We start from the raw sequence: 12,665 nt of genomic DNA, 5'->3' as shown, positions 1-12,665 counted from the left end.
ACGCGGTCGCGGTTCGCGGTTCGCCCAGGCGCGCGGCAGTCGGCGTACGAGACGTACGCCGGGCCGCTCCCCGGTGGTGATCCACCCGAACGCCAGTCACGGCCCGCATCCACTGTAGTCGACACATCCGGTGGCTCACCGGCACACGACCTGCGACGATGGGTGCATGACGCGTCCACCGCCCCCGTCGGCGGCGGCCCGGCCCCCCGGGCAGCTCCCCGGGGGAGGTAGCTGGGGGGGGAGACGGGGTGACCGACGCCACGAAGGCCGGCCTCGAAGCCGTCGATCTGCGGGCGGAACGGCTGCGCACGGAGTTCCACGACATCGGAGCCGTGATCTACTTTCTCCGGAAGGTGATCTGGATGGTGCCCGGCTTCACGGTCGGGCAGTACCGGGACCGGTTGCGCGACCTGCACGAACAGATCGCGCGCGAAGGCCCGTTCGTCGCGCGCACCGCCCGCTTCCGCGTCGGAGCCCGCACAACGGGCCGACCGTCGGGGGCGGACGGATGGGCTCGGATTTGGTTGCGCGGGCACAGCGTGGCGCAGGTCACTCAATTCAGCGCGTAACGAATCGACTCGGGCATGCGATGAACCGACAGGTGTCATCGCGCGGCCCCGGAATACAGACCCCCCTCGGGTCTGTTTCCCGAGTTCGCGCGATGATGTCCCGCCCACCCTTATCTGTTCGCAACGAGAGGCTCCTTGTGTCGCTCAGCCCGTCCCGTACGTTCCCTCCGGAGATCGCCGAATCGGAGGCCCTCGTCGCGCTCGTCGAGCGCGGCCGCGAGCAGGGTCACATCAACGGTGACGACGTGCGCCAGGCCTTCGAGGCCGGCCGCATCCCGGTGGACCAGTGGAAGCGGGTCCTGCGCAGCCTGAACCAGGTCCTGGACGAGGAGGGTGTCGCCCTCCACGTCAGCGCCGCCCCCGCCACCAAGGCTGCTGCCAAGAAGCCCCGCAAGGCAGCCGCCGCCCCCGCCCGCACCGTGGCCAAGAAGGCCGCCGCGGCGCCGCGCCCCATCGGCGCGCGCAAGACCGCGGCCGCCGCGCCCCCGGCCACCGCTGCGGCGATATCCGCTCCGTCGGCCACCGAGGACGAGGCGACGGCCGAGGCCGCCGCCGAGCCGAAGAAGCGCACCGTCAAGAAGACCGCGACCGCCGCGAAGAAGACCGCCACCAAGAAGACGGCGGCCAAGAAGACCAGCGCCAAGGACGCCGACGAGGGCGAGACGCCCGCGGTCGAGGGCGAGGACTGGGCAGCCGAGGACCTCGCCGACGAGGCCGAGGAGGAGACCCCCAAGACCGGGGGCGCCCAGGGCTTCGTGCTGTCCGACGACGACGAGGACGACGCCCCGGCGCAGACGGTCATGGTGGCCGGCGCCACCGCCGACCCCGTCAAGGACTACCTCAAGCTCATCGGCAAGGTGCCGCTCCTCAACGCCGAGCAGGAGGTCGAGCTCGCCAAGCGCATCGAGGCGGGCCTGTTCTCCGAGTACAAGCTCGAAGAGGAGGAGGACCACAAGCCCGCCTTCAAGCGCGAGCTGGAGATCCTCGTCGAGGACGGCCGCCGCGCGAAGAACCACCTGCTGGAGGCCAACCTCCGCCTCGTGGTCTCCCTCGCCAAGCGCTACACCGGCCGCGGCATGCTCTTCCTGGACCTGATCCAGGAGGGCAACGTCGGCCTGATCCGCGCCGTGGAGAAGTTCGACTACACCAAGGGCTTCAAGTTCTCCACGTACGCGACCTGGTGGATCCGGCAGGCGATCACGCGTGCCATGGCCGACCAGTCGCGCACCATCCGCATCCCCGTCCACATGGTCGAGATCATCAACAAGCTCGCCCGCGTGCAGCGCCAGATGCTCCAGGACCTGGGCCGCGAGCCCACCCCGGAGGAGCTGGGCAAGGAACTCGACATGACCCCCGAGAAGGTCATCGAGGTCCAGAAGTACGGCCGCGAGCCGATCTCCCTGCACACCCCCCTGGGTGAGGAGGGCGACAGCGAGTTCGGTGACCTCATCGAGGACTCCGAGGCGGTCGTGCCGGCCGACGCGGTCTCCTTCACCTTCCTCCAGGAGCAGCTCCAGTCGATCCTGGGCACGCTCTCCGAGCGCGAGGCGGGCGTGGTCTCCATGCGCTACGGCCTCAACGACGGCCAGCCGAAGACCCTGGACGAGATCGGCCGCGTGTACGGGGTCACCCGTGAGCGCATCCGCCAGATCGAGTCCAAGACCATGTCGAAGCTGCGCCACCCGTCGCGTTCGCAGGTGCTGCGCGACTACCTCGACTAAGCCCTCAGGCCAGTCGGAAGACCGGCCCTCGGGGTGCGAACGGCAGGGAGGCACCCTGCGGGATCAGGAAGGCGTGTTCGCGCCGGATCCGCAGGGTGTCGCACCAGCCGTCCGTGATCACGAGGACCGGGGCCCCGGGCGGGAAGTCCTCCGCCCGGTGCAGCAGGTCGATGCCCGGCTGCAGCTCGGTGCCGCCGCGGCCGCGGACCTTCACCCGGCCCGCGATCTCGATCGGTGGCAGATAGCCCGCGTCGTACGGCGCCGCGTCGCAGAAGACGACGCGGGCGGCCGGTACGTCGCGGGCTTCCGCGTACGAGGCGATGGCGCCCAGCGCCTTGCCGAGCAGGGCGGTGTCCATCGAACCCGACGTGTCCAGCACCACGCCGAACGTGCAGCGGGCCAGCTCCTGGGGCGGAAAGTACCTGCCCGCTCGCGGAATGTCCGGGGTGGAGGCCTGGCGGCGGGCCGGGCGCGCGTACGACCGCACGGGCTCGGGGCGCGGCACGTACTCGTCGAACCAGCGGGCGAGCTTCGCGTCCCACGGCACCGGCGGGTGGGCCAGCGCCCGGATCTCCTGGATCAGTCCGGCGGGCAGCAGGCCGCGCTCCCCGTGCACGTGCAGGTCGAAGCCCTGGACCAGGCCGCGCCGGTAGAACTCGTCGAGGTCCGCGTACGGGCGCCCGGCGCCGTGCGCGAGCGGCTCGCCCAGGATGTCCCCGGCGCCCTTGCCGCGCAGCGTCGCGAGCCGTCGCATGCGGCGCAGGTCGACGGTGATCCGTTCGTAGACCTCCTCGACCGAGAGCCCCTTCAGCAGCGGGTCGTACAGCAGGCCCTCCGGCATGCTGCCGACCCCCATCTCGACCAGCCAGCCGTTGACGACGTAGTCCGCGGCGACGTTGTGCAGGTACGGATCGCGGGCTCCGCGGCGCTCGCCGTGGCGAAGGGCGGCGTGCAGCATCTCGTGGGCCAGGATGAACCGCCACTCCTCGTCGTCGAAGGTGCGCAGCGGGTTGATGTAGATCTCCCCGGCGGTGGCGCTGACGGCGGCGATGGCGATGTCCTGGGCGCGGGCCAGGTCCGCGTCGGCGACGACGGTCAGCCCGGCCGCCAGCCCTCCGAGCAGCGGGTACGAGGAGACGAACCAGTTCAGCGCGCGGTCCCACGGGCGCTGAGTGCGGCCCTCGTGGCCGCCGGCCGCGGCCATGGTGGCGGAGACGGCCCGGGTGAGGGCGTGCGCGAAGGCGGTCTCCCAGTCGGGGACCGCGAGGGCCGGGGTCGGCCAGCCGACCAGGACCTGGTCGGGGTGGTCCCCGGCGGTGCCGCAGTTCTCGTAGGCGGGCGGGATGCCGTCGCGGCGCCAGCGGGCGGCGAGCAGCTCCTCGTCCCCGCCGGGGTATTCGGCCGGGAGGTGGTCCGGGGCCCGGCCGACCGGGAAGGTCAGCAGGAAGCGGTTCACGACGGTGCACCGCGCGGCGAGGTCGAAGCGGTCGGGCTGGGAGCGGTCGTCCTCCTTGGCGGCCGGGACGTGGCCGAAGCCCAGGTGGAGCAGGGCGTGGGCGATCGCCCAGGCCCATTCCCGGGGATCGGCCCGTTTGGTGGGGTGGACGTGCAGGATGCCGTTGGAGGTGACGGCGACCAGCCCCCCGGCGGGGGTGGCCGCGCATCCGGTCCCGCGGCAGATCTTGCCGTTCACCGCACCGAGCGCCGGGTTCCGCTTGACCAGGGCCAGGCCCTCGGCGAAGGCCTGTGCGGCCGGATCGGCCGTGGCCGCCTTGGCCGCCTTGCTCCGCGAGGTCCGGCTCACCGGCGGGCCTCGACCAGGCGGGGCATGTCGCGTGCGGCCTCGATCAGGAACCAGCCGGGCAGCACCGGCAGACCGTCGGCGTCGTCGGCGATGACGGTCTGGGCGACCTCGACGGAGATCTCGGCGAGCTGCACGAGCAGCGACTTGGCCCGGTAGGCGGTCTCGCGCAGGGCGGGCGAGACATGGCTCTTGTCGGCGGGGAGTTCCTTGACCAGCCGCCCCCGGAAGGCCTCCGCCAGGTAGTACAGCAGGTCCCGGTCCTCCAGGCGGCGCGGCCAGCTCGCGTCGCCCTTGATGATCGCCTCGATGCCGAAGGTATGGCGGACGATCTTGGCGTAGCCGCAGAAGGAGACGGCGTGCGCGGGGGTGAGGGTGCCGTGCGCGACGACCTTCAGGGTCTGCTCGTCCAGGCCCGTCCCGAAGGAGTGCAGGGCGTCGGAGAGCATGTGCCAGGAGCGCGGCGTGGAGAACGCCTCTTCCGTCTTGGGCGGCTGCGACCAGAGGTGGTCGGGGCGGTCCGTGAGGTAGTCGGTGACCCAGGGGTGGATGCCGTTCTCGCCGGCCCAGACCAGCCAGTCCCGCGCGGACACCTGCAGGTGGACGTGGGTGAGGCGGTTGACGAGGGCGGAGGCGATCGGCCGGGCCAGCGCGTTGTCGGTGGCGCGGTTGCCCGCGCCGATGACGATGGAGCCCGCGGGCAGCTCGTAGGAGCCGATCCGGCGGTCCAGGATCAGCGAGTAGAAGGCCTTCTGGACATCGGGGCCCGCGGCGTTGAGCTCGTCGAGGAAGAGGCAGTACGGCTCGTCGCGGGCGATGGCCTCGGGCGGGCAGAAGACGGACCGGCCGTCACGGACCTGCGGTACGCCGATCAGGTCCTCGGGGGCGAGCTGGGTGCCGAGCAGGCTGACGCATTCCAGGCCGAGCGAGTCGGCGAACTTCCGTACCAGCGAGGACTTGCCGATGCCGGGCGCGCCCCAGAGGAACACGGGCCGCACGGTGGCGAGGCCGAGGAGCAGTTCGGGGATCTGGGCGGGAGTGACGGTGACGGCAGCCTGCACGGGCGTGGATGTCCTCGGGAGTCCGGGTGCGTGGGCGCCCAGTGTGGGCACACCACGCACCCCGAAGCACCCCGTTTTCAGGCGCCCGGGACGACGTGCGGGGTCGGGTCGGGAAGTCAGGTCGGGAAGTCAGCTCGGGAAGTCAGCCGGGAAGTCAGCCGGGAAGTCAGCTCGCGGAGTGCTCCAGCAGGTGCTTGAGCTTCTCCTCGCCCCGGGGCATCTCCTTGCGCATCATGGGCTTGACCACGAGGGGGACCAGGGCCCTGCCCATGCCGTGGCCCTCGAAGTCGACGGACAGGGTGACGCGGGAGCGGGCCCCGCCGTCGAGGGGTTCGATGCGGCCCCGTACGTCCGGCCGGACCGGCCCGTCCACGCCGTGGATGTGCCAGCTTCTCGGCGGGTCGAGCTCCGTGAACTCCATGGTCGTGGGGATCCTGCGCTTGCCGATCTGCCGGGTGACGATGACCTTCGAACCGACGTGGACGGGGAGGTCGCCCATGGGAACGGCGGACACGGCGCTGTCCTGCCACTCGGGCAGGTGCGTGGGGTCCGTGACGTAGGAGTAGACGTCCTCGGGCCTGCGGTCGATGTCGATGGTGTTGCTGATCGCGGACATGGCGACCCCTTAGAGCCCCCCTTGCTGTCCTCTCCTTCCAAATTACCCCGCGGGTGAGACCGCTGCGCGCCTCCTGCGGGCGGCCATCACGGCATAGACCGCGACCCCCGCGAAGAGGAAGAGCACGCCCTGGTAGACGGCGGCGTAGCCGGAGCCCGCCACCAGCCACATGGAGAAGGCGAAGGCCAGGCCGGCGAGGGCGCCGTCGCGGATCAGGCGCCCGCGGTGGACGCGCTCGGACTGTCCCGAGAGCAGGAAGTAGAGCTGGGCGGCGGTGGAGAGCAGGTACGGGACGGTGGCGGTGAAGGTGGTGACGAGCACCAGGATCTCGAAGACCCCCTGCGAGCCGGCCCCCTCACCGGGAAATGCGGTGTTGTAGACCGTCAGCGCGGAGGCGAGGACGACGGTGACGACCACGCCGACCACCGGGACCCCGCGCCGCTTCGTCTCGAAGACCTTCGGGAAGAGCCCGTCCTTGGCCGCGGCGTACGGGGTCTGCGCGCTGAGCAGGGTCCAGCCGTTGAGGGCGCCGACCATCGAGATCACGGCGGCGCAGGCGACCACCGTGCCGCCCCAGGTCCCGCCGGCCCCTCCCTCCGCGGAGAACATGGCGTTGACGGCGTCGGTGAAGGGGGCCTGGGAGGAGACGAGGGTGTCGTGGGCGACCAGGCCGAAGACGGCGAGGGTGCCCAGCAGGTAGACGGTGGCCGCGCCGATGGTGCCGAGGATGGTGGCCCGGCCGACGTTGCGCGCGGGGTCGCGCACCTCGCCTGCGCTGACGGCGGCGGACTCGACGCCCAGGTAGCTGAAGAGCAGGATCGAGGCGGAGGCGGAGACGGCCCCGAGGGCGCTCTGGTCGGTGGCGCGGAAGGGGCCGAGGTTGGCCGGGTCGAAGAAGAACAGGCCGCCCACGGCGACGAGCAGCAGCGGGGCGAACTTCAGGATGGTGGAGACGAGTTGGACGGCGCCGACGTACCGGGTGCCGGCCAGGTTGGCGAGCGCCGGGAGCCACTGCACGGCGAGGGCGGCCAGGCACAGGGACCACTTGTGCGTGCCGATCGCGGGGAAGAGGACGGCGAGGTAGCCGACGGCCGCCACCGCGAGGGCAGCGTTGGAGACCCAGGTGGTGATCCAGTAGCTCCAGGCGGCGAGGAAGCCGGCGAAGTCGCCGAACGCGGCGCGTGCGTAGACGTACGGGCCGCCGGTCTGCGGGTGCCGCTGGGCGAGGCGGCCGAAGACGAGGGCGAGCGCGACGGCGCCGAGGGTGAGCACGGCGAAGGCGACGAGGCTGATGGTGCCGAAGGGTGCAACCGAGGCCGGCAGGAGGAAGATTCCGCCGCCGATGATGTTGCCCATGACCAGGCAGGTGGCGACGGGCAGGCCGAACCGCCGGTCGCCGTGCGGGTGGGGCTCCGCCGTCCTGGAAGTCGCGGTAGGCGGGGCTGCGGTGCTGGTCATCGGTGGTGCGCCTCTGGATGTCTCACATGGTGGGCAGGTCACCACATGGTTGACCACGGTCAAGGCCGCACCAAATCACCGGGTTTCGTCCGGCACGGGGTCCCCTGCGGAAGGAAGTATTCCGTCGACGGCCGCCTCCGGCCGTGGATCCTCCACCGGCTCCTCGCCGGACAGGCCCGCCGACCGGATCACCGGGATCTGGGGCCCGTCCGCCTCGCGCAGCCAGCGGCGCAGTACCCCGTGCACCGCCTCGGCGCCCACCAGCTCGCCGCCCGGGTCCGACAGTTCCGTCGGCCACATCAGGAACGGGTGCCCCTGCTCCCCGCCCAGGCCCCCGTGGGAGCCGATCTGCTCCTCGAAGGCGTGCACCTCGCCCGTATCGGGGTCGTAGGCCGAGTTCACCATCACGTCGGCGACGTGCGGAAAGGTGTCGGTCCGGCGCACGGCCGCGGCCGCCCCGGGGCCGTACGGAGCGAGCAGTTCCTCCGCCTCCCCGGGCACGTCGAGGCGTGCCTCCGCCCCGCCGGGGCCCAGCACCACGCCGTCCACCAGGACGAAGCCCACTCCGGGGTGGTTCGCCAGGGTCGCCAGCAGGGCCGGGTGCGCGCGCTCGATGCGCTCGCGCGAAGCCCGGCCGGGGACGGCCGGGAAGGAGATCAGCCCGAGGTTGCCGGAGGCCAGGACCACCGGTTCCGACCCCCGCCGCGGATGGGCCTCCTCACCCTCCTCCACCGGCCGGTGCAGGGCCGCCAGGACGGCCGCCCGGGCCTCGGCACCGCTGGGGGTGCGGCCGGCCCGGCGGGAGACCGGCAGTCCGCAGCCCGCCCGGACCAGGTCCTTGAGGGTCAGTCCGTACCGGCCGAGGAAGGTCTCGCCCGGGCTCTGGCCGTGGTCGGAGAGCAGCACGATCCGGTACGCGCGCGGCGCGTGCTCGGCGACCCGGGCGATCAGCGCGAGGCTCCGGTCGAGGCGCGCCAGCACCTGGTCGGCGTCCCGGCCGTGCGGGCCGGAGTGGTGCGCGACCTCGTCGTAGGCGACCAGGTCGGCATAGACAGCGGCGCGCCCGGCCAGCATGTCGCCGATCACGGCCGCCACGACCACGTCCCGTTCCACCACGGTCGCGAAGGCCCGGATCAGCGGGTACAGCCCGCCGCGCGCCACCCGCGGCCGGTCCCCGCGGATCCGCGCCCGGAGGGACTGGCCCATCTCGCGGGCCACCTCGGCGACGAAGGACAGGGCGGTGCGGACGGCGTTGGCCGGATCGGAGAAGTACGCGAAGTAGCCCGCGCGGGACCGGTTCGCACGGCCCCGGCGGGCGGACACCGAGAGCACCAGCGCCAGCTGGTCCGCGCCCCCGCTGAACAGGTTGCCGCGGCTGGCCCCGTCGAGGGTGAGCAGCCCGCCGTCCGCGGTCCGCCGCACGGCGCGCCGCTGGAGCTCGGCGGCGCTGGTGGGGCGGTTGCAGACGACCACCTCGCCGGTCTCCTTCTCGTACCAGCGGAACGCGGGCACGTCGAAGGTGGAGCCGTGCAGGATGCCGAGCTGGCTGGCGCCGGTCTGGCTCGACCAGTCGGTGCGCCACGACGCGATGCGGTGGCCGGCGTCCAGCCGGCCGGCCACGGTCGGCATCAGGCCGTTGCGCACGGCCCGGCGCAGCGTCTCGTACCCGACCCCGTCGAGCTGGAGGAAGACCAGCCCGGGCGCGGACGCGTCGGCTCCCGGCGCGCCCGCCCTCCCCCGGCCGCCTCCCCCGGGAGGTGCCCCCGGTTGCCGGCGCCGGCGCCGGTCGGCGAGGCGGTAGAGGCGCCGCCGGTACGCCTCGTCGTCGCGCACGGCGAGCGCGGTCGAGGTCGCGGAGGCCACGGCGGACATCACGGCGGCCACCACCACCGCGGTCTCCGGGGCCACCTCGCCGCGCCCCGCCGGGACGAGGCTGAGGGCCATCAGCAGCAGGGAGCCGTTGAGGAAGAAGACGAGCAGTCCGAGGACCAGGGCGGGCACCAGCAGCAGGGCCCGTACGAGTACCGGCCAGACCAGCGCGCTCAGCAGGCCGAAGGCCCCGGCGCCCCAGGCCGCCGCCAGCCCGATCTGCGTGATGCTGTCGCCGTCACCGGACTGGAGCCTGAAGTCCGGCAGGATCCCGGCCAGCGCGAGCATCGTCAGGGTGGACACCGCCCAGACGAGGACCACCCGCACCAGGGCGCCGCCCGCGGTCCGCCACCGTCCTCGCCACACCGCCGCAACCTCCCGCGAGCCGCTCCCGCCCTCCAGGCTCGCACAGCGCGGCTCACCCGGCCGGGCGGCACGGACGGCGCACGGATGTGCAGGACCCGCGGCTCAGGTGCCGTCGTAGCCCGCGGTCGGCATGGACAGCCGGCGGTGCACCTCGGCCTTCATCGCCGAGGTGTACGGGGGCTCCCGGTGCCCGGCGGTCTCCAGGCGCACCCCGCGCCGCTCGCACTCGGCGGTGAACTCCTCGACGGAGCCCAGCGCGCGCGACAGCACCCGGTGGTTGGCGGCGACGAAGAGGTCGACCTGCCCGGCGTCGATGTCGCACCAGAGTCCGCAGTGGTCGGCGCGCAGCCCGTAGACGAGGAGTTGCCGCGTGACGACGTATCCGCGGTCGGCGGCCCAGCGCGCGCACACGGCGTGCTGGCTGCGGGTGTCGACGGCGAAGGGGTCGGCGTCGAGTTCCTCGAGTGGGGCCAGGCTGGCGATCGCGGCCACGCGCAGCTCTTCCATGCCGCCCGACCCTACTCCGATCCGCCGCCGGGGAGGAGGGGCGGCGGCGTTCCGGTTCCGGGCGGATCGGCGGGGCAGCCTTTAGGGTCGTGGGAGCGGTGCGGTGAGGGAGGGAGGGCCGGGTGCCGGTGGAGATCACCTGGTGGGGTCATGCCACGTGCACGGTCGAGGATTCCGGGGTTCGGCTGCTGACGGACCCGCTGTTCGCGCGGCGCCTGGCCCATCTGCGCCGGCGGCGCGGCGCGGTGCCGCCGCCCGAGGCGGCGCGGGCCGACGTGGTGTTGGTCTCGCACCTGCACGCCGACCACCTGCACCTGCCCTCGCTCGCGCAACTGGCGCCCGGTACGCGGCTGCTGGTCCCGAGGGGTGCGCGGCGGGCGGTGCCGGGGCTGGCCCGGATCGCGGGGCTGCGCGGGCTGACGGTGACGGAGGTGGTCCCCGGCGAGGAGGTGACCGTACGGGCCGGCGTACGGGTCCGGGCGGTCAGCGCCCTGCACGACGGCCGGCGGCTGCCGTTCGGGCCGCAGCACGCGCCGGCTCTCGGGTACGTGGTCCAGGGCGCGGCCCGCACCTACTTCGCCGGGGACACGGGGCTGTTCGACACGATGGCCGAGGAGGTCGGACCGGTGGACGTGGCCCTGCTGCCGGTGGGCGGCTGGGGTCCGTACCTGGGTCCGGGGCATCTGGACGCGGGGCGGGCGGCGCGGGCGCTGGCCGAGCTGGCCCCGGCCGCGGCGGTCCCGGTGCACTACGGGACGTACTGGCCGATCGGGATGGACGCGGTGCGCCCGCACGAGTTCCACGCGCCGGGCGAGGAGTTCGCGCACCGCGCGGCGCGGCTCGCGCCGAAGGTGACGGTACGGGTGCCGGCCCACGGCGAACCGGTGCGGCTGCCGTGACCTGGCGCGAGGTCGCGGCGGCGGCCGGGCAGGTGTCGCCGGAGACCGCTCAGCAGGCGGTGGGCTACCCGGCGTTGTTCGTGCTGGTGGCGCTCGGTGCGCTGGTGCCGGTGATCCCGACGGGGGCGCTGGTGAGTTCGGCTGCGGTGGTGGCGTTCCATCAGGACTCGCTGCCTTTCGGAGTGTTGCTGGTGTTCGCGGTGTCGGCGCTGGCTGCGTTCACCGGCGACATCGCGCTGTACTGGCTCGGGCGGCGCGGCGTGCGGTCGCGGGGCGGATCGCGCTGGCTGGAGGCGCTGCGCGGCCGGGCCACGCCCGAGCGGCTGGAGCAGGCGCAGGCGCGACTGGACGAGCACGGGGTACTGGTCCTGGTGGTCTCCCGGCTGGTTCCGGCGGGCCGCATCCCGGTGATGCTGGCCTGCCTGCTGGCGCAGCTTCCGCTGCGCCGCTTCGCGCGCGGCGACGGCCCGGCCTGTCTCGCGTGGGCGGCGGCGTACGGCCTGATCGGCATCCTGGGCGGCTCGCTCTTCCCGGAGCCGTGGAAGGGCGTCGCCCTGGCGGTGGCCCTGACCCTGCTGATCAGCGCGGGCCCGGCCCTCTGGCGCCGGATCCGCCCGGGCGGGACGAGGGGTGCGTGAGCACCCTGACGGCGCTCCGGCGGTGCCGGCGGCGTGGGTCAGGCAAGGAAGAGACGGCCTAGGGCCCGTCCAGGCTGCGGGAGGCTCCGATCGGGAGGTCCCAGAGGTTGTCGCGGGGCAGGGACGCGCGGGACCAGGCGGCGCGGACGCGGTGCAGGGGCTCCATGACCGGCTCGGCGGAGAGGACGAAGGCGGCCCAGTGCATGGGTGCCATCCGCCGGGCGCCGAGGTCGAGGAAGGCCTGGACGGCCTCCTCGGGGTCGGCGTGGACGTCGCCGAGCCACCAGCGCGGGGCGTAGGCGCCGATGGGGAGCAGCGCGAGGTCGATGCCGGGGTGGCGGCGGCCGATCTCCCCGAACCAGTGGCCGTAGCCGGTGTCGCCCGCGAAGTAGAGGGTGCGCGGTGCGGGGCTGCGGGTGTCGGTCAGGATCCAGCCGCCCCACAGGGACCGGCAGGTGTCGATCAGCGAGCGCTTCGACCAGTGGTGGGCCGGTACGAACTCGAAGCGCACGCCGTCCAGTTCGGCCGACTCCCACCAGTCGAGCTCGGTGACCCGGGTGAAGCCGCGGCGGCGGAACCAGCGGGCGAGGCCGGCCGGGACGAAGAGGGCGGTGTGCCGCGGCAGCCGCCTGAGGGTGGGCGCGTCGAGGTGGTCGTAGTGGTTGTGGCTGATGACCACCGCGTCCACCGGCGGCAGGTCCTCCCAGCGCACCCCGACGGGCGTCATGCGGGACGGGGTGCCGAGGATCCGCCGGGACCAGACGGGGTCGGTCAGTACGGTCAGCCCGCCGGTCCGCAGCACCCAGCTGGCGTGCCCGGCCCAGGTGACGCAGACCGAGCCGGGGCCCGCCGGGGGCAGTGGGGCCGGCTCGTAGGGCAGGTCGGGGATGCCGCGCAGACCTTCCGGGCCGGGCCGGAAGGCACCCTCGCGGGCGAGCCGGGCGAAGCCGCGGACCCCGGGAAGCGGGGTGGTGAGCCGGTCCGCGAAGGAGCGCGGCCAGTGCCGGTGCTCACCGAGCGGGCGCACGGAGCCGCGCCGAGCCGGGGCCGCCACGGGCTGCCGGACGCCGGGATCGGCCCGTACCGGCGCGGGCGCGGCGGCCGGGAGCGGGGCGGCGGCGGGGGTTCGCGTCCGGTCCGTCATCGGAGTGTCTCCGTTC

At 73.5% G+C, this 12,665-nt stretch carries 10 protein-coding genes, 1 pseudogene and 1 riboswitch; of the genes and pseudogenes, 4 read left to right on the top strand and 7 right to left on the bottom strand.

Going from position 1 to position 12,665, the window contains the following annotated elements; genetic code table 11:
* Positions 1-15: 15 nt before the first annotated feature.
* A riboswitch (ZMP/ZTP riboswitch) is annotated at positions 16-110 on the bottom strand.
* 99 nt (positions 111-209) lie between these two features.
* Together ACIPUC_RS16545 and ACIPUC_RS16540 are read left to right on the top strand one after the other, a co-directional pair.
* Positions 210-479 (top strand): annotated as a pseudogene (locus ACIPUC_RS16545) (SAM-dependent methyltransferase); the annotation flags it as partial.
* 227 nt (positions 480-706) lie between these two features.
* Positions 707-2,290 (top strand): RNA polymerase sigma factor, encoded by a 1,584-nt coding sequence (locus ACIPUC_RS16540; protein ID WP_446590075.1) that lies wholly within the window; start codon positions 707-709, stop codon positions 2,288-2,290.
* Positions 2,291-2,294: 4 nt separating this feature from the next.
* Here the strand turns inward: ACIPUC_RS16540 and ACIPUC_RS16535 are convergent, their stop codons facing one another.
* The 6 genes from ACIPUC_RS16535 to ACIPUC_RS16510 form a co-directional block, all read right to left on the bottom strand.
* Entirely contained in the window at positions 2,295-4,094 is a 1,800-nt protein-coding gene (locus ACIPUC_RS16535) for a vWA domain-containing protein (protein ID WP_446590073.1), read from the bottom strand.
* Entirely contained in the window at positions 4,091-5,152 is a 1,062-nt protein-coding gene (locus tag ACIPUC_RS16530; protein ID WP_446590071.1) for an ATP-binding protein, read from the bottom strand. The genes ACIPUC_RS16535 and ACIPUC_RS16530 overlap by 4 nt, the downstream gene beginning before the upstream one ends.
* A gap of 166 nt (positions 5,153-5,318) precedes the next feature.
* Positions 5,319-5,768, bottom strand: coding sequence for an SRPBCC family protein (locus ACIPUC_RS16525; RefSeq protein ID WP_446590070.1), 450 nt, complete (start codon positions 5,766-5,768; stop codon positions 5,319-5,321).
* A gap of 42 nt (positions 5,769-5,810) precedes the next feature.
* On the bottom strand, positions 5,811-7,226 hold the full coding sequence (locus ACIPUC_RS16520) for an amino acid permease (protein ID WP_446590069.1): 1,416 nt from the start codon (positions 7,224-7,226) through the stop codon (positions 5,811-5,813).
* Positions 7,227-7,301: 75 nt separating this feature from the next.
* Entirely contained in the window at positions 7,302-9,461 is a 2,160-nt protein-coding gene (locus tag ACIPUC_RS16515) for a phage holin family protein (RefSeq protein ID WP_446590067.1), read from the bottom strand.
* A gap of 102 nt (positions 9,462-9,563) precedes the next feature.
* Positions 9,564-9,968, bottom strand: coding sequence for a hypothetical protein (locus tag ACIPUC_RS16510; RefSeq protein ID WP_446590066.1), 405 nt, complete (start codon positions 9,966-9,968; stop codon positions 9,564-9,566).
* Positions 9,969-10,090: 122 nt separating this feature from the next.
* Between ACIPUC_RS16510 and ACIPUC_RS16505 the strand changes: the two genes are divergently transcribed.
* Both ACIPUC_RS16505 and ACIPUC_RS16500 read left to right on the top strand, forming a co-directional pair.
* A complete protein-coding gene (locus ACIPUC_RS16505; RefSeq protein ID WP_446590065.1) occupies positions 10,091-10,867 on the top strand; it encodes an MBL fold metallo-hydrolase in 777 nt (258 codons plus the stop codon).
* Entirely contained in the window at positions 10,864-11,505 is a 642-nt protein-coding gene (locus ACIPUC_RS16500; RefSeq protein ID WP_446590064.1) for a DedA family protein, read from the top strand. The genes ACIPUC_RS16505 and ACIPUC_RS16500 overlap by 4 nt, the downstream gene beginning before the upstream one ends.
* A 58-nt stretch (positions 11,506-11,563) precedes the next feature.
* Here the strand turns inward: ACIPUC_RS16500 and ACIPUC_RS16495 are convergent, their stop codons facing one another.
* Entirely contained in the window at positions 11,564-12,649 is a 1,086-nt protein-coding gene (locus ACIPUC_RS16495; protein WP_446590062.1) for an MBL fold metallo-hydrolase, read from the bottom strand.
* Between the last annotated feature and the right edge of the window lie 16 nt (positions 12,650-12,665).

Source organism: Streptomyces sp. LARHCF249, from assembly GCF_052871255.1.
Note: the sequence above shows the minus strand (reverse complement) of the source record. Positions and strands in the feature narration are given on the sequence as shown.